The sequence below is a fragment of the Streptomyces sp. NPDC018964 genome (genome assembly GCF_044390325.1).
GTDB lineage: Bacteria > Actinomycetota > Actinomycetes > Streptomycetales > Streptomycetaceae > Streptomyces.
This window is the reverse complement of the sequence record NZ_JBIRYZ010000029.1, coordinates 41,034-57,102: the sequence shown is the minus strand read 5'-3', so window position 1 is coordinate 57,102 and position 16,069 is coordinate 41,034. Positions and strand designations below refer to the sequence as shown.

12 protein-coding genes and 1 tRNA gene are annotated in these 16,069 nt (G+C 70.9%); 3 read left to right on the top strand and 10 right to left on the bottom strand.

Annotated features, from left to right (window positions below; genetic code table 11):
- Positions 1-438 precede the first annotated feature (438 nt).
- Both ACH5AO_RS32750 and ACH5AO_RS32745 read left to right on the top strand, forming a co-directional pair.
- Positions 439-2,637 (top strand): elongation factor G-like protein EF-G2, encoded by a 2,199-nt coding sequence (locus tag ACH5AO_RS32750; RefSeq protein WP_398931060.1) that lies wholly within the window; start codon positions 439-441, stop codon positions 2,635-2,637.
- Positions 2,638-2,856: 219 nt separating this feature from the next.
- The gene (locus tag ACH5AO_RS32745; protein WP_398931058.1) at positions 2,857-4,512 is read left to right on the top strand and encodes a hypothetical protein; all 1,656 of its coding nucleotides are present in this window, start codon (positions 2,857-2,859) and stop codon (positions 4,510-4,512) included.
- A 175-nt stretch (positions 4,513-4,687) separates the two neighbouring features.
- Here the strand turns inward: ACH5AO_RS32745 and ACH5AO_RS32740 are convergent, their stop codons facing one another.
- From ACH5AO_RS32740 to ACH5AO_RS32725, 4 genes are all read right to left on the bottom strand, one after another.
- The gene (locus ACH5AO_RS32740; protein WP_398931056.1) at positions 4,688-5,233 is read right to left on the bottom strand and encodes an HIT family protein; all 546 of its coding nucleotides are present in this window, start codon (positions 5,231-5,233) and stop codon (positions 4,688-4,690) included.
- A gap of 156 nt (positions 5,234-5,389) precedes the next feature.
- Positions 5,390-7,366, bottom strand: coding sequence for a threonine--tRNA ligase (gene thrS, locus ACH5AO_RS32735; protein ID WP_398931054.1), 1,977 nt, complete (start codon positions 7,364-7,366; stop codon positions 5,390-5,392).
- Between the two features lie 93 nt (positions 7,367-7,459).
- Positions 7,460-8,680 (bottom strand): hypothetical protein, encoded by a 1,221-nt coding sequence (locus tag ACH5AO_RS32730; protein WP_398931052.1) that lies wholly within the window; start codon positions 8,678-8,680, stop codon positions 7,460-7,462.
- A complete protein-coding gene (locus tag ACH5AO_RS32725) occupies positions 8,677-9,243 on the bottom strand; it encodes a DUF4365 domain-containing protein (protein WP_398931050.1) in 567 nt (188 codons plus the stop codon). Before ACH5AO_RS32725 ends, ACH5AO_RS32730 begins: the two co-directional genes overlap by 4 nt.
- Positions 9,244-9,410: 167 nt before the next feature.
- Between ACH5AO_RS32725 and ACH5AO_RS32720 the strand changes: the two genes are divergently transcribed.
- Positions 9,411-10,136: a 3'-5' exonuclease gene (locus ACH5AO_RS32720; RefSeq protein WP_398931048.1), complete on the top strand. Its 726-nt coding sequence runs from the start codon at positions 9,411-9,413 to the stop codon at positions 10,134-10,136.
- Positions 10,137-10,191: 55 nt separating this feature from the next.
- On the opposite strand, the gene ACH5AO_RS32715 is transcribed toward ACH5AO_RS32720, so the two are convergent.
- From ACH5AO_RS32715 to ACH5AO_RS32690, 6 genes are all read right to left on the bottom strand, one after another.
- Positions 10,192-10,263: transfer RNA gene (locus ACH5AO_RS32715), tRNA-Val, on the bottom strand.
- Positions 10,264-10,302: 39 nt separating this feature from the next.
- A complete protein-coding gene (locus tag ACH5AO_RS32710; RefSeq protein WP_398931046.1) occupies positions 10,303-10,752 on the bottom strand; it encodes an SRPBCC family protein in 450 nt (149 codons plus the stop codon).
- A 34-nt stretch (positions 10,753-10,786) separates the two neighbouring features.
- The gene (locus tag ACH5AO_RS32705; RefSeq protein ID WP_398931044.1) at positions 10,787-13,522 is read right to left on the bottom strand and encodes a Tat pathway signal sequence domain protein; all 2,736 of its coding nucleotides are present in this window, start codon (positions 13,520-13,522) and stop codon (positions 10,787-10,789) included.
- 99 nt (positions 13,523-13,621) lie between these two features.
- The gene (locus ACH5AO_RS32700; protein ID WP_398931042.1) at positions 13,622-14,221 is read right to left on the bottom strand and encodes a hypothetical protein; all 600 of its coding nucleotides are present in this window, start codon (positions 14,219-14,221) and stop codon (positions 13,622-13,624) included.
- Between the two features lie 10 nt (positions 14,222-14,231).
- Complete coding sequence (locus tag ACH5AO_RS32695) at positions 14,232-15,107, bottom strand: carbohydrate ABC transporter permease (protein ID WP_398931040.1); 876 nt, start codon at positions 15,105-15,107, stop codon at positions 14,232-14,234.
- Positions 15,104-16,060: a carbohydrate ABC transporter permease gene (locus tag ACH5AO_RS32690; RefSeq protein WP_398931038.1), complete on the bottom strand. Its 957-nt coding sequence runs from the start codon at positions 16,058-16,060 to the stop codon at positions 15,104-15,106. The genes ACH5AO_RS32695 and ACH5AO_RS32690 overlap by 4 nt, the downstream gene beginning before the upstream one ends.
- Between the last annotated feature and the right edge of the window lie 9 nt (positions 16,061-16,069).

Here is a 16,069-nt window from a genome sequence, read left to right as displayed (position 1 = left end):
ACCCTGAGAGGGGAGCGATGCTCCAGGCGACGCACCGCGTGTGCGCCGTTCTGCCTGCGGAATCGCTTTCCTCGTCGTCCGCGCGGCAGGTACCGGCAGCCGCCGGGCGGATGCGCCGACAGCACCGGCGGATCGTGCCGGGGACGCGCTCTCCCCCGGGTACCCCGGCCACGCTGTCGTCACGCGCCGGCTCCCCCACGCCCGGCTCCGCCCGCGCGGTGGGACTCCCCCGCCCGGCACCACCCCGTCATCCCGCCCACCCCGGCCGCGGGGCACCGCCCTGAGCAGGGCCGGACGCCGGGATCACGTCCTTCGTATGGACGCGCCGTGAAGGGAGTGGAAAGCTCGAAGGACCGCGGGCGTCGCCGGAGCCGCACCGCACGCGGATTCCGCGGGTCCGCGCCCACAGTGACCTCACCGTGCACGGGAGGCAGGATCATGGGCGACAAGGCGCACACACACCCCGGAGCCGCCGGCAGGGCGCAGGCGGCCGGCCATCCCACGTCCGTACGGAATGTGGTGCTGGTCGGCCACTCCGGATCGGGCAAGACGACCCTGGTGGAGGCCCTCGCGCTGACCGCGGGGGCGGTGAACCGGGCGGGCCGCGTGGAGGACGGCGGCACCGTCTCCGACTACGACGACATCGAGCACCGGCAGCAGCGCTCCGTACAGCTCTCCCTGGTGCCCCTCGAATGGGACGGCATCAAGGTCAACCTCCTGGACACCCCCGGATACGCCGATTTCGTCGGAGAGCTCAGGGCCGGTCTGCGGGCGGCGGACGCGGCCCTCTTCGTCGTCTCGGCCTCGGACGGTGTGGACGGCTCGACCCGCATGGTGTGGGACGAGTGCGCGGCGGTCGGCATGCCGCGCGCCATCGTCGTCACGCACCTGGAGGCGGCCCGCGCGGACTTCGAGGAGATGACCCGCGTCTGCGCGGAGACCTTCGGCGGCGACGACCCCGACGCCGTGCTGCCGCTGTACCTGCCGCTGCACGGCCCGGAGGGGCCCGACGGACACGCGCCCGTGACGGGCCTGACCGGACTGCTGTCGCAGAAGCTGTTCGACTACTCCACCGGCGAACGCAAGGAGTCCGAGCCCGGCGAGGACCAGCTGCCGCGGATGGAGGAGGCCCGCGGCCGGCTCATCGAGGGGATCATCGCCGAGAGCGAGGACGAGACCCTCATGGACCGCTACCTCGGCGGCGAACGGATCGACGTCGGGACGCTGGTCGAGGACCTGGAACGGGCGGTCGCGCGCGGGGTGTTCTTCCCCGTCCTGGCCGCCGCTCCCGCCGCCGACGGCGCCCGCCAGGGACTCGGCACGGTCGAGCTGCTCGAGCTGATCACCGGCGGCTTCCCGACCCCGCTGGAGCACGGCGCCCCGAGCGTGACCACCGTCGACGGCAGGCCGCGCGAGCTGAAACCGTGCGACCCGGACGCCCCGCTGGTCGCGGAGGTGGTGAAGACCTCCTCCGACCCGTACGTCGGCCGGCTCTCCCTGATCCGGCTCTTCTCCGGCACCCTGCGCGCCGACCAGACCGTGCACGTCTCCGGACACGGGCTCGCCGACCGCGGCCACGAGGACCACGACGTCGACGAGCGGATCGGCGCCCTGTCCACGCCGTTCGGCAAACAGCAGCGGCCCGTCTCCCACGTCATCGCGGGCGACCTCGCGTGCGTGGCGAAGCTCAGCCGCGCGGAGACCGGGGACACCCTGTCCGCCAAGGACGACCCGCTGCTCATGGAGCCGTGGGACATGCCCGACCCGCTGCTGCCGCTGGCCATCCAGGCGCACAGCAAACCCGACGAGGACAAGCTCTCGCAGGGCCTGTCCCGGCTCGTGGCCGAGGACCCGACGATGCGGCTGGAACAGAACCAGGACACCCACCAGGTGGTGCTGTGGTGCCTGGGCGAGGCGCACGCGGACGTGGCCCTGGAACGCCTGCGCAGCCGCTACGGCGTCCAGGTCGACGTCGTACCGCACCGGGTGCCGCTCAGGGAGACGTTCGGCGGCAAGGCGTCCGGGCGCGGCCGGCACGTCAAACAGTCCGGCGGACACGGGCAGTTCGCCATCTGCGAGATCGAGGTGGAGCCGCTGCCGAACGGCTCCGGCATCGAGTTCGTCGACAAGGTGGTCGGCGGCGCGGTGCCGCGCCAGTTCATCCCCTCCGTCGAGAAGGGCGTACGGGCCCAGGCCGGCAAGGGGGTCGCCGCCGGACATCCGCTCATCGACGTGCGGGTGACCCTGCTGGACGGCAAGGCGCACTCGGTGGACTCCTCCGACGCCGCGTTCCAGACGGCCGGCGCGCTGGCCCTGCGGGAGGCTGCCGCGGACGCGAAGATCCACCTGCTGGAGCCGGTGGCCGAGGTGAGCGTCCTGGTCGGCGACGACTACGTCGGCGCCGTGATGAGCGACCTGTCCGGCCGCCGCGGCCGGGTGCTCGGCACCGAGCAGTCGCCCGGCGGACGCACCCTCGTCAAGGCCGAGGTCCCGGAGATCGAGATCGGCCGGTACGCCGTCGACCTGCGCTCCCTCTCGCACGGCACCGCCCGCTTCAGCCGCCGGTACGCACGGCACGAACCCATGCCGGCGCACGTGGCGGAACGGGTCAAGGAGGAGGCACGTGCCGCCTCGTAGCCGACGCCGGGCGCCCCCGGAAGGACCCGGCGGACGCCCGCGTACGCGCCGCGCGCCACAACCGTTTCGGAATGCTTCACTTCGTGGTGGCGGACGGCTTCGGCCGTCCGCCGACGGACGACGGCGGGTACGGATACGCTGAATACCTGATCAACAGGTGTGCGCAGCAGGGAAGTCGGGAAGGCCGCAAGACGACAGTCGCGGCGATCGGGGGCGGGAATGACCGTTGAGAGCGGTTACGCGGAGTTCTTCGGTCCGCAGGTGCCGCGTACGGGCGACGAGGGGCAGACGCCGACGTTCGCGCTGGCCTCGGCGGCCTATCGGGACAACGAGGCCGAGGAGATACTCAAGGCCGACAGCGAGTGGCACAAGTCGGCCGTCAGCAAGCCGAGGTTGAAGCTGTTCCGGCCGAACCTGGGCGAGGCGTTCTCCCGGGCGATCATCGACCGGATGCTCGGCGCCGGCCGCGCGCCGCTCATCCAGTCCTTCGGCATCCAGCCCCAGGTGGTGGTCGAGCACTCGCTGGCGGCGCACCGCATCCGCCGCGAGCGGGACAACTGGCTGAGCGCCGTCATGGTCCTGTGCGGGCTGCTCTTCCTGCCGGGCCTGCTGGTGTGGCTGCTGGTCTTCCAGATCCGCACGACGATGGCCAGGCGGGAGGACAAGCGGGCCGGCCTGCTGGCCACCACCCTGCTGGTCGCGGTGGGCGCCCTCGCCGTGCTGTTCCTGATCCGCATGCCGTTCGGCGGGTTCTGGGGCTGGTACGCGCGCGCGTCGGTGGTCGCCCCGGTGGTGGGCTGGTTCTGGGCCAAGCGGATCTGCGAGCGCACGGCGAGGGACCTGCGGGAGCGGTGGAGCAGCCTGCTCTCCGGCAGCAGCGTCGGCGCCAAGGTGCCCGAGGCGGTGCCGAGCAGCCCCGGCGAGACGGCGGCCGAGCAACTGCGCCAGTCCCTGGCCCGGCTCAGCGCCGAGCAGCAGTCCAACTCGGTCTTCTACGCCGGGCCCAAGGGCATACTCGGCATGGGCACCCGCTGGGGCAGCTGGCAGCTCGCCGAGGACCTGGTGCCCGCCGACCCGGGCCGGGAGATCAACCCGTTCCGCAGCTGGGACGTCATCAAGGCCATCCACGACCGGCTGCGGATGCTGGAGCGCGGGCCGCTGCACACCGGAGGCTTCACCAAGCCGTCGGTACGGCACTGGATCGTCACCCCGATCGGGGAGAACGCCGGAGGGGTGTCGCGGCCCGAGGGCGCGGACGTCGAGGCGTACCAGATCAAGCCGCACGCCATACAGGAGATCTGCAACAAGCAGCAGTTCGGCGCGGGCGACCGGCACTACCTGGGCGTGCAGTGGGCGCTGTGGGACGGCCAACTGGTGATCACCATGCTGATCACCGTGACCGTGCTGCACGAGACGCTGCGCATCGAGGTGACCGGACACGCGCTGGGGCCGGTGCACTCGCTGTTCACCAGCGGGCCCGCGGCCAAGGAGAAGGAGGTCCAGAAGTCGATCAGGTTCTGGGAGACCCGGAAGGTCAAGCTCCCGCTGGTCGACGCGGACGAGGTGGTGCGCCTGGCCGCCCGGGCGCCGCTGACCTGGTACCCGCCGCTGCTGTACTGGCTGGGCGGCAAGCTGAGCCTGCCGGAGCCGTTCGGTCTGCGGCACGTGTGGGCGGACAAGCCGTGGCGGCACCGGTTCATGGCGGACGACGCGTTGCGGGCGGCCACGCCGGTGCTGCGGGTGGTGCACTCGGCGGCGATCAAGGTGCTGGAGGAGAACGGGGTGGACACCACGAAGTTCGGTGCGCGGTCGTCGTCCCTCAGCGCCGCGGTGCAGGAGGCCGCGCCCAAGAAGGCCGACGTGTACGACGCGTAGGCGTCACGTAGGCGGGTTGCGGCTGGGCGGGGGTGGGTGCGCGGCTCGGCGCTGACGAGGTGCCTCCCCCACTCTCGGCTTCGCTCGAGCGGGAGGTACCCCCGTCGCCCACCCGTGCCGCCCTGGGGGTACCTCCCAGGCTCTTGAGGCACTGGGGAGGCACGACTGCCCGCAGTTACGTCGGCCAGGCCTCCGACAGCATCTTCCTCGTGTCGGCCAGAAGCTGCGGCAGCACTCTCGTGTGGCCGATCACAGGCAGAAAATTGGTGTCGCCACCCCAGCGGGGCACGATGTGCTGGTGAAGATGGGCGGCGATGCCCGCGCCGGCCACCGTGCCCTGGTTCATGCCGAGGTTGAAGCCGTGCGCGCCGGACGCGGTACGCAGGGCCGTCATCGCCTGTTTGGTCAGCTCGGCCAGCTCGGCCGTCTCCGCGTCGGTGAGATCCGTGTAGTCGGCGACATGCCGGTAGGGCACAGTCATCAGGTGGCCGCCGTTGTAGGGGTAAAGATTGAGCACCACGTACACCTGCTCGCCCCGCTTGATAATCAGACCATCTTCGTCGGACTTGGCCGGGAGGGAGCAAAACGGGCAGCCCTCGCCGGCATCGGGGCTGCTCGGCTTGTTCTCACCCTGGATGTAGGCCATCCGGTGAGGCGTCCAAAGACGCTGGAACGCGTCGGGCGTTCCCACTCCCCACTGCTGCTCCGGCTCACTCGTCATGAGATGCAGCATATGGCGTCGGTTCCGCGAGTATGAAAAGGCCCCCGGGACATTCCCTTCCCGGGGACCGATCCCCGCGCATGCGGGGAGCAACAGCACCTTCGTGTGTCCGACAACGGGTATGAACGGACCATCCCCGCGTTGGCGGGGAGAGCGTCAGACCTGAACCCGACGCTCCACCACATCAACGAGCTTCGCCAGCGCCTGGTCACGCGGAATGCCGTTCTCCTGCGAACCGTCGCGGTAGCGGAACGACACCGTGCCCGCGTGCATGTCCTCGTCACCGACGATGATCATGAACGGGACCTTCTGCTTCTGCTGCGTGCGGATCTTCTTCTGCATCCGGTCCGAGGAGGAATCCACCTCGACGCGCAGCCCCTTCCGCCGCGCCTCGCCCGCGAACTCCTCCAGGTACTGCACATGGGCGTCACCCACCGGGATGCCCACCGCCTGGACCGGGGCGAGCCACGCCGGGAACGCGCCCGCGTAGTGCTCCAGGAGCACCGCGAAGAAGCGCTCGATGGAGCCGAAGAGCGCGCGGTGGATCATGACCGGGCGGGTCTTGGAGCCGTCCGCGGCGGTGTACTCCAGGTCGAAGCGCTCCGGCAGGTTGAAGTCGAGCTGGATGGTCGACATCTGCCAGGTGCGGCCGATGGCGTCACGCGCCTGGACGGAGATCTTCGGGCCGTAGAAGGCGGCACCGCCCGGGTCCGCCACGAGCTCCAGGTTCTGCTTCTCGGCGACCTGGCGCAGCGTCTCGGTGGCCTCTTCCCATGCCTCGTCGGTTCCGACGAACTTCGTCTCGTCCTTGGTGGACAGCTCCAGGTAGAAGTCGGTCAGGCCGTAGTCGCGCAGCAGGTTGAGGACGAAGGTGAGCGTCTTGTCGAGCTCCTCCGACATCTGCTCGCGGGTGCAGTAGATGTGCGCGTCGTCCTGGGTGAAGCCGCGGGCCCGGGTCAGGCCGTGCACGACGCCCGACTTCTCGTACCGGTACACGGTGCCGAACTCGAACAACCGCAGGGGCAGTTCACGGTAGGACCGCCCGCGCGCGTCGAAGATCAGGTTGTGCATCGGGCAGTTCATGGGCTTGAGGTAGTAGTCCACGCCCTCGTCGAGCTGCATGGGCGGGTACATGCCGTCGGCGTACCAGTCCAGGTGGCCCGAGGTCTCGAAAAGCCGCCCCTTCGTCGCGTGCGGGGTGTAGACGAACTCGTAGCCCTCCTCCTCGTGCCTCCTACGGCTGTAGTCCTCCATGACCCGGCGGATGATGCCGCCCTTGGGGTGGAAGACGGCGAGGCCGGAGCCGATCTGCTCAGGGATGGAGAACAGGTCGAGCTCGGAGCCGAGCTTGCGGTGGTCGCGCTTCTCGGCCTCGGCGAGGAACTCCAGGTGGGCCTTGAGCTCGTCCTTGGTGGGCCAGGCGGTGCCGTAGATGCGCTGGAGCTGCTTGTTCTTCTCGCTGCCGCGCCAGTACGCCGAGGCGTTGCGCATCAGCTTGAACGCCGGGATGTTCCGGGTGGTGGGCAGGTGGGGGCCGCGGCAGAGGTCCTTCCAGCACAGCTCGCCGGTCTTGGCGTCCAGGTTGTCGTAGATCGTCAGCTCGCCGGCGCCGACCTCGACGTCCGCGCCGTCGTCGTGCGAGGCGGAGCCCTTGAGGCCGATCAGCTCCAGCTTGTACGGCTCGTCGGCGAGCTCCTCGCGGGCGGCCTCGTCGGTGACCACGCGGCGGGAGAAGCGCTGGCCGCGCTTCTGGATCTCCTGCATCTTCTTCTCGATGGCCTTGAGGTCATCGGGGTGGAAGGGCTTCTCGACGTCGAAGTCGTAGTAGAAGCCGTCCTTGACCGGCGGGCCGATGCCCAGCTTGGCCTCGGGGAACAGCTCCTGCACGGCCTGGGCCATGACGTGCGCGGTGGAGTGGCGCAGGATGTTGAGACCGTCCTCGGAGGAGATCTCGACTCCCTCGACGGTCTCGCCGTCCTTGACCTCGTAGGCGAGGTCCTTGAGCTCACCGGCCACGCGCGCGGCGATGACCGAGCGCTCGCCGGCGAAGAGCTCGGCGGCCGTAGTGCCCGTCGTCACCACGCGTTCTTCCCGCTCGGAATCGCGTTGGATGATCACACGGACGTCTGACACCGGTCTCTCCTGACTGAAGGCTGTGGTCGCGGCGCCATACCGGAGCGCACGCATGGGTGCGATCGTACCGACCCCGGACCGCCCACCGCGAAATCATTCCCCGCCGCAGGCCTCCTCGAAGAAGCCGAGGTCTTCCTGGAGCGCCTTCATCAGACGGTCCCGCTCCGCGTCGTCGACCTGTACGGGCACCACCTCGCCCGCCCCGGTGAGGCGCCGGAAGCCGCCCCGGCTCTCCAGCCTGCCGTGCACCCGGACCGGCAGTCCGACGAGGTGGGCGTGCCCGGCGATGCGGTACGCCTCCTCCTCCAGGGCGATCCGGACGTGCGGGACCTCGGCGCCGGCCAGCACCCGCAGCCGTACGGTGCCCGCGCCGCGCGGCCCCGACCTGCGCATCCGCACCACCGTGCCGGTGATCCGCACCGGCACGGACGGCTCGGCCCGGAGGTAGCGCAGGCCGGCCTCGCGCAGGGCGGGCAGGTCGCCGGGGGAGAACTCGACGGGCTCGGCCGGGGCCGCGCAGCCTTCGGGGACGCCGGCGGCCGGCGCCCATTCCACGGCGATCCGGGCGCCTTCCGAGCCCTGTACCAGGGCGACCAGCGCCTCGGTCAGTTCGTGGCTGACCCCCGCCTCCACGGCGGAGTCGAAGGCGTCCATGCCGCCGGTGGCCCGCCGGTAGTCGACGGCCTCGCGGGCGGCGTGCAGCGCCTGGTGCAGGCATACGGCGAGCGGGCGGCCGGTGGCGACGGGTACGAACGCGGTCAGCCGGCGGCCGTCGGGCGCGGGGCCGACCAGGACGTCCGCCAGGGTGGCGGCGGCGGCGCGCCGGTGCCGGGCGCCGTGGTAGCCGGCCCGTGCGCGCGTGGTGAGCGCGGCGGCGAGCAGCACGGCGCGGGCGGCGGTGCGCAGCCGCTCCTCGACGGTCCAGGGGGTGGCGTCCCCGGGGCCGGACGGCACATCGCGCCACCAGCGGATCTCGTCGCTGGGGACGGCGAGGGCGAGGAGGACCTCGCGGGCGGAGGGCGTGCCGCCGCGGGTCAGGGCGAGCAGGGCCTCGCCGAGCAGGTCCTCGCTGTCGGGGAAGGCACGGCTCTCGGGCACCAGCAGGCTGGTGCCGGAGCCGCCCGGTCCGGGCGGTGTCCAGCGGCCGTAGCGGCCGGGGGCGCCGCCGCGCCGCTGCCAGCCGTGCCGCCGCAGCAGGGCGGTGAGCACGGCCGGGTCGACCGCGCCGGGCTCGGGCGGCGCGGCCTCCCAGGTGGCGTCGGCGGGATGGGGACGCACGGGCCTCAGGGGTTCGTCTGTCGAGCGGTGCGTCACGGTGTCCCTCCCGTCCCGACCCGCGTCATGATCTCGCACAGCGCCCGGTCGTCGAAGATGCGTGAGGTGGGTATCCGCACGGTCGTGCGGCGGCGGCCGGTGACGGGCTGTCCGGCGAGGTTGGTCCAGTAGCAGCAGTGCCTCAGGTCGAGCCGGTCGTGGCCGGCGCGCAGCCACTGGTCCCGCGAGCGCGGGACGATCATCACCACGAGGATCTTGTGCACCGACACGGGCGTGCGGGCGAGTTTCGTCAGGTGGTCGTTGTCGAGGGTGAAGGAGAAGAAGCGGCCCGGGGGGTCCGGAGGGATCTGGTACGTGGCCTTGAGCTGCACCTTGATGGTCACCTCGTCGTCGACGGTGTGTCCGGGCGCGCTGTGGCTGACGTGCCAGTCGATGCCGTTGTCCGGGAACGGCTGGGACAATGAGCAGCCGGCCGCGGCCGCGACGGCGTGCAGATAGCCGACCTGCAGTGTCTCCATGCAGGCGGTGGTGGCGAGAGAGCCGCGAGCGGGTGCGGCGCGCTCCGGCAGCAGCCCGCCCCGCTCGGGCTGCGCTATGGCCATGGCCAACAGCCTTCCCAACTGGTGTATCCCCGCTGCGGACCGCTGAACTGCGCGGACCCGTACTCCTGTTGTCTCCTTCCGGCGTACGGCGCAAACAGGCCGGGTATCACCGTTTCGGGCAGCGGACGGTGCGTCGACTGCCGAGGGTGAACGAGGGGTTGTTGGGTATGGCGTGCTGGTACGAAGGGCCGTTGGCCGCTTTCGACACGGAGACGACGGGTGTGGACGTCGAGACCGACCGGATCGTGTCGGCCGCCCTCGTCGTGCAGGACGCGCCGGGCACCCGGCCGCGGGTGGTCCGTTGGCTGGTGAATCCGGGGGTGCCGGTGCCGGCCGGGGCGACGGAGGTGCACGGGCTGACGGACGATCACCTGCAGCGCCACGGCCGTTGGCCGGCGCCGGTGATGTACGAGGTCGCGGAGGCCCTGGCGGAGCAGGCCAGGGTGGGCCGCCCTCTGGTGGTGATGAACGCGCCGTTCGATCTGACGCTGCTGGACCGGGAGTTGCGCCGGCACCGCGCGTCGTCGCTGGGCCGCTGGACGGAGCGGGCGCCGCTGCTGGTGCTGGACCCCTGGGTGCTCGACAAGCACCTGGACCGCTACCGCAAGGGCCGGCGCACGCTGAGCGACCTGTGCGCGCACTACGGGGTCGCCCTGGAGGGGGCGCACGACGCGGCGGCGGACGCGATGGCCGCGCTGGAGGTGACCCGGGCGGTGGGGCGGCGTTTCGCCTCCCGGCTGGAGCGGCTCTCCCCCGCCGAGCTGCACACCCTGCAGGTGGTGTGGCACGCGGCGCAGGCGCGGGGGCTCCAGGCGTGGTTCGCGCGCACCGGTGCGGAGGAGGTGGTGGACCCGTCGTGGCCGCTGCGTCCGGATCTGCCGACGGCGGCCTGAGGGCGCCCCGGGGATGAAAGAAGCCGGTCCGTCGGGGACGGACCGGCTTTCCCGGTGGGCGATACTGGGTTCGAACCAGTGACCTCTTCGGTGTGAACGAAGCGCTCTCCCACTGAGCTAATCGCCCGGGAACGCACTGAACAATACAGGTCCGGGGAGGGTTCCTTCAAACCGCTTCCAGGTGGGCGGCCAGGCCGCGCCGGCCGGCCCGCATCATCAGGGCGTGGTTGGCGCGGAGGACGGGCCGTCCCGGCACGGCGAGCAGGCGCAGCAGCGGCTTGCGGACGTCGACCTCCTGCTCGTAGTGGACGAGGCAGCCGTGGGGTCCCAGGCGGGTGACGGTCCAGCGGGCCCAGCCGTCGATGTCGCCGGACAGGCCGGCCTCCAGGATCCCGGTCTCCGGGTCGCGGCGGCCCTCCCGCACGGTCGAGGTCAGGTCGTACGGCAGGAGGGAGCGGATCGTGACGATCCCGCTGGTGTCGTCGAGCCGGGTGACGTCCCGTACCTGGGGCCACCACAGGGGGTAGTCCTCGATCCGCTCCAGGGTCCGGTAGACCACGGGGGCGGGCGCGGACAGGGTCCACAGACTGCGGAAGCGGTGATGGTTCCAGTCCATGGACGTCGTGTTCCCGTCCGCGCCCGTGATGTGCCTACGGCATCCGGTCCCCCAGCAGCGACAGCAGCTCGATGGCGGCGAGGCCGTAGAGCGCGGTGTCGTTGGTGGACACCCAGGTGGCCTCACTGCCGGCGACCAGGGCGGTCGGGCCGTTCACCTTCTCGGTCTTCCAGGGGGCCGACTCCTTGTAGCCGTCGGAGTTGTAGAACTTGTCCCAGGCCCGCTCGGCGAGCTTCTGGTCACCGGTCCGTACGGCGGCGTAGGCGTCGAGGCGGGAGTGGCCCTGGAAGAGGATCAGGCTGCCGAAGTGGGAGCCGTAGCGTGCCGCCTGTTCGGCCTTGGTGGCGTTGAAGTAGCGGCAGTAGTCGTAGTACGCCTCGTTGAACTCCGGCATGTCGACGAGGTCGATGAGTTCGGCGCAGAGTTCGTTCAGGCCGAAGACGGCCGACAGGTGGGAGACGCCCACCACGGGTTCGTCCGCGATCGCGAACTTCCCGGTGTCGAGGTCGTACAGGCCGGTGCCCTGGACGAAGCCGTTGGGCTGGGCGGCGATGGTCTCCATGGTGGACAGGACGCGGGCCCTGGCCTTCTCCCACTTGGGGCCCTTGCGTTCCCACTCGGTGAGCCAGGCGGAGACCAGTCCGCTCCAGTCGGTGCCGAAGCCGATCGACAGGGCGTTGCGGTCCGGTGTGTACGGCTCGGTGCGGATCTTGCGGATGGGGTCGAGGGCGAGGAAGGTCTCGTCGGAGTCGACGCATGCGTGCATGAGGTCGCCGACGCGTTCGTCGGCGGTGAGGAAGTAGTAGTAGCGGCGGTAGGTGGTGTTGGCGATGCGCTGCTGCTTGGCGCTGTCGGCGTAGTGCTGGACGCCGTGGCGGGTGCCGAGGCCGGCCCACTCGCCGATGTGGTAGACGTCGACCTCGCCGGTGTGGCGGGTCATCGCCTCGGCGAAGCGGAAGATGTCGGCGCGGCCGGAGCGCAGGTACGCGTACCAGAGCCACAGGTCGGGTGAGAGTTCGGAGTTGTCCCAGGCGTAGCCGCCGACGTCGTAGCGCCACTGGTGCCGGACGGTGTCGTAGGTGTGCATGATGTCGCCGTAGTCCCAGAAGCCGTACCAGCGGCGCTGCTCCACCTGGTCCTTGTAGTAGGTGAAGAGGAAGTCGAGGTGGTCCTCGATCTTCGCCTTGGCGGGGGTGGAGCGGTCCGGTTCGGAGAAGAGGCCCTTGCCGAAGACGCCGGCGTCGATCAGCTGCTTGGGCGGGGCGGCGAGTTGCGGGAGGACGCGGACGGCCTCGACCTGTTCGGCGAGCTTCTCGGCGCTCGGGGTGGAGTCGTTGGCCCAGAAGAGGAGTTCGGAGGTGCGGGCGATGCCGTACGGGGTGCCGAACCCGGGCTCGTAGTCCTCGTAGGTGATGTTGAGGCCCTCGAGCTGTTCGGGGAAGGTGTCCTGGCCCATACCGTCGTGGTAGAAGCGCAGGTCCATGGGCTGGGCCTCGGGTGACCAGAGCCAGAGGGTGACCTCGGCCTCGTCGGTGTGGGCGTCGCGGATGTCGAGCTGGGCGGGGTGCTTCTCCCAGAAGTCGCGCAGTCCGAAGGAGAGGCCGCCGCCGACCCCGCCGACGTAGCCGAAGCCGGAGGCGCGCCGGCCGCCGCCGGCGCCGATCCAGCCGTGGCCCTTCTTGGTGCGCTTGCGCACGGTGAAGCCGTCGGCGGAGAGCTGGGAGAGGGTGTAGTCGCCCCATTCCGGGATGTACTGCAGGCGGGTGGTGACCCGCTGGTCCCAGGTGGCGGGGTCGGGGAGCTTCTCGCCGGCGAACTGGGCGGCCTGGACGGCGGCACCGGGGTCGCGGCGCAGTCCGGTGATGCCCTTGACGGCCTCGCGGAGCAGGCCGGTGCCCTCGCCGCCGAGGCGGATGTGGCGGTCGTAGGACTCGTCGCGCAGGGGGACGGTGAAGCGGACGCCGAGACCGCGGATGAAGTCGCCGCTGGCCTTGCCGGGCTCCTGCTTCCCGTCGTAGGTGATGGTGTGCACCATGCGGAAGGAGTCGGCGCCGGCGTAGAAGTAGAGGCGGACGGAGAAGGGCAGCAGGTTTTGGTGGCCCTTGCGGTGCTTGCCGTCGATGCGGACGACCGCGCGGACGGGGCCGTCCTGTTCGACGGTGACGTCGGTGACGGCGCCGTCGAAGCGTTCGGTCCTGACGGTGGTCTGGTCGCCGTCCTCGTACTCGGGCTGGCGCAGGACGACGAGGCGGCCGTCGCGGGCGATCTCGGTCGAGCCGCGACGGACCGATCTGACGATCGTGGAGCCGGACGTGCCGATCCTGGCGGTGATGACGCCGGTGGAGACGTCGATGGTGCCGCCGCGCCGGTCGACGGTGACCTTCTTCTCGGGCGCGGCGGGTGCCCCGGTGGTCAGGGTGAGCTTGCCGGAGCCCGAACTCACGGCGTGCGCGGTCCACTTGAGGGAGCCGTCGGGCCAGTAGGCGAGCGGCCAGGACTGGACGGGTACGGATTTCCCGTCGGCGTCGGTCAGTGCGAAGGTCTGGTCCTCCTGGTGGACGCCCTTGGGCCAGGGCACGCCGACGGTGGAGCCGGGGGCCGCGCCGAGGCCGCCGTCCTCCAGCCAGTCGAGGGTGACCGGGTCGGCGTCGGCGGCTTCCGCGCGGGGCGCGGCGGCGGCGTTCTGGGTTCCCAGGGCCCAGCTGAACTGGGCGGCGGCTCCGGCGACGGTGGCCGCCTTGAGCAGGGATCTGCGGGGGATGGGGGACATGGCCTTTCCTTTCCGTTGCGACACCGCAAGGTGATGTCAAGGGCATGACAGACGGAGGTCCGGCGCCGGAGCACCGGCCTCGAGAAGGGGCACCGCCCGTCAGCGGTGCCGGTACCGCTCCTCCACGGCGACGGCCGCCGCCGCGACGGCCCCCAGGACGGGGACCGCCAGCGGCGGGACGAACCCCGCGGACAGGGCCACGACGGCCAGTCCGCAGACGACCAGGAAGGACCCGGCGGGGTCGAGCACGGTCCGCCGCCCGGCGTCCGCGAGCAACGTCCGCCAGGTGGTGCCGGGCGCCCAGACGGCGGCCGCCCGCAGCAGGGCCACGGCGGCCCCGATCAGCGCGAGGACACCGACGGCCCCGACGAGCGGCCCGCCGGGGAGTCCGGCCCGTACGGCCAGGACGTCCACCCACACCGCGGCGGCCACCGCCCACCCGGCGAGCCCTACGGCCCACCCACCGCGCACGGCCGTGCGGAAGTCCAGGACGAACTCCCGCAGGCCGCCGCCCTGGTGGGTGGTGCGGCGCCGCAGGTGCCGCGCGCCGGCGGCGAAGGCCGCGGGGTAGGTGACGACCCCGAGGCAGGCCACGGCGATCCACACGCCGGTGAGCAGGCACTCGGCGAAGACCGCGAAGCGCTCGCCGAACACGGACTCCCTGCGCGTGGTACGGGCCTTCACGCGTGCTTGCGCCATGGTGACCGCCTCAGCCCTTCAGTCCGGAGGTCGCCATGCCGTCGATGAGGTAGCGCTGGAAGGCCATGAAGAAGGCGATGACCGGCACCAGCGCCACCAGCGACATCGCGATCATGCTGCCGTAGTTGGAGACGCCCTCCTGGTCGCGGAACATCATCAGACCGAGCGAGACGGTGTACTTCTCGGGGGTGTTGAGGTAGATCAGCGGCCCCATGAAGTCGTTCCAGGCGTTGATGAAGGTGAAGATCGCGCTGGTGATGATCGCGGGCCGGCTCAGCGGCAGCACGATCGACCAGTAGGTGCGCAGGTGCCCACAGCCGTCGAGCTTGGCGGCCTCGTCCAGTTCCCTGGGCAGTCCGCGCATGAACTGCACCATCAGGAAGACGAAGAAGGCCTCCGTGGCCAGGAACTTGCCCGCGACCAGCGGCACCAGGGTGTCGGTGAGCTCCAGGTTGCGGAAGAGCACGTACTGCGGGATGAGCAGCACGTGGTAGGGCAGCAGCAGCGTGCCGATCATCAGCGTGAAGAGCAGGTTCCGCCCGGCGAAGCGGATCTTGGCGAAGGCGTACGCGGTCAGCGAGCTGGACAGCACGACACCGGCCACGGCGAGGAGCGCGTACACCAGCGAGTTCCAGAAGAAGCTGCCGATGGAGATGCCGGAGATGCCGTCGGCGAGCCCGGAGAAGTTCGCCCAGACCGGCTCGGTGGGCAGCAGGTCGAGGCTGGCGATGATGTCCTTGCTCGGCTTGAACGAGGCGCCGACCACCCAGATCACGGGATAGAGGACGACCGCGAGGACGAGGAGCGCGCCCACGTGCCAGGCGATCGATCCGAGGCGCCGCCGTCCGCCGGCGGTGGGCAGGGCGGGGCTGGTGGCACTGGTCACTTGGCGGCCTCCTCGTAGTGCACCCACTTCTTCTGCGACCAGAACAGGACCGCCGTCACGAGCGCCACCGCGACCACCAGCGTCCAGGCCATCGCGGAGGCGAAGCCCATCTGGGCCTCCTTGAAGCCCTTCTGGTAGAGGTAACAGGTGTAGACGAGCGTGGCGTCGGCGGGCCCGCACCGGGTGTCGGAGACGACGTAGGCGGAGCCGAACACCTGGAACGCGTGGATGGACTCCAGCAGCACGTTGAAGAACAGCACCGGGGAGATCATCGGCAGGGTGACGTTCCAGAACCTGCGCAGCGGTCCGGCACCGTCCATCTCGGCGGCCTCGTACAGCTCCTGCGGGACCTGCTTGAGGCCGGCCAGGAAGATGACCATGGGGGCGCCGAACTGCCAGATGCTGAGGGCCACCAGGGCGTAGATGACGTAGTCCGGGTTGCCGATCCAGCCGCCCACGTCGAGACCGAAGACCTTCTGGGTACGGTCCACGACCGCGTCGTCGGAGAACAGCGCCCGCCACACGAAGCCGACGGAGACGCTGGCGCCGATGAGCGAGGGCATGTAGAACGCGGCCCGGTACAGGCCCTGGCCGCGCCGCTTCTGGGCGAGCAGCAGCGCGACGCCGAGCGCGAGCAGCAGTTTCAGGGGGGTCGCCACGACGACGTACTTGAGGGTGACCTCGACCGACTTCTGCCAGCGCGGGTCCTGGAACATCGTCGTGAAGTTGTCCAGGCCCACCCACTGGGGCGGCGTGAACAGGTTGTAGCTGGTGAACGCGTAGTAGAGCGACGCGATCATCGGCCCCGCCGTGAGCAGCAGGAACCCCGCGATCCACGGCGACATGAACAGGTAGCCCGCGAGGGTCTCGCGGCGCCGCCCGTGCCGCCCGGCGGCGGGGGCGGCGGGCCGCTTCCCGGCCGGGCGCGCGGGCGCTTCCTTGACGAGCGTCATGGTGGTACG

Coding starts and splice junctions, on each gene's coding strand:
- ACH5AO_RS32750 (WP_398931060.1), top strand. CDS start 439: ATGGGCGACAAGGCGCACACACACCCCGGAGCCGCCGGCAGGGCGCAG.
- ACH5AO_RS32745 (WP_398931058.1), top strand. CDS start 2,857: ATGACCGTTGAGAGCGGTTACGCGGAGTTCTTCGGTCCGCAGGTGCCG.
- ACH5AO_RS32740 (WP_398931056.1), bottom strand. CDS start 5,233: ATGACGAGTGAGCCGGAGCAGCAGTGGGGAGTGGGAACGCCCGACGCG.
- ACH5AO_RS32710 (WP_398931046.1), bottom strand. CDS start 10,752: ATGGACTGGAACCATCACCGCTTCCGCAGTCTGTGGACCCTGTCCGCG.
- ACH5AO_RS32725 (WP_398931050.1), bottom strand. CDS start 9,243: ATGGCCATAGCGCAGCCCGAGCGGGGCGGGCTGCTGCCGGAGCGCGCC.
- ACH5AO_RS32700 (WP_398931042.1), bottom strand. CDS start 14,221: ATGGCGCAAGCACGCGTGAAGGCCCGTACCACGCGCAGGGAGTCCGTG.
- ACH5AO_RS32690 (WP_398931038.1), bottom strand. CDS start 16,060: ATGACGCTCGTCAAGGAAGCGCCCGCGCGCCCGGCCGGGAAGCGGCCC.
- ACH5AO_RS32720 (WP_398931048.1), top strand. CDS start 9,411: ATGGCGTGCTGGTACGAAGGGCCGTTGGCCGCTTTCGACACGGAGACG.
- ACH5AO_RS32705 (WP_398931044.1), bottom strand. CDS start 13,522: ATGTCCCCCATCCCCCGCAGATCCCTGCTCAAGGCGGCCACCGTCGCC.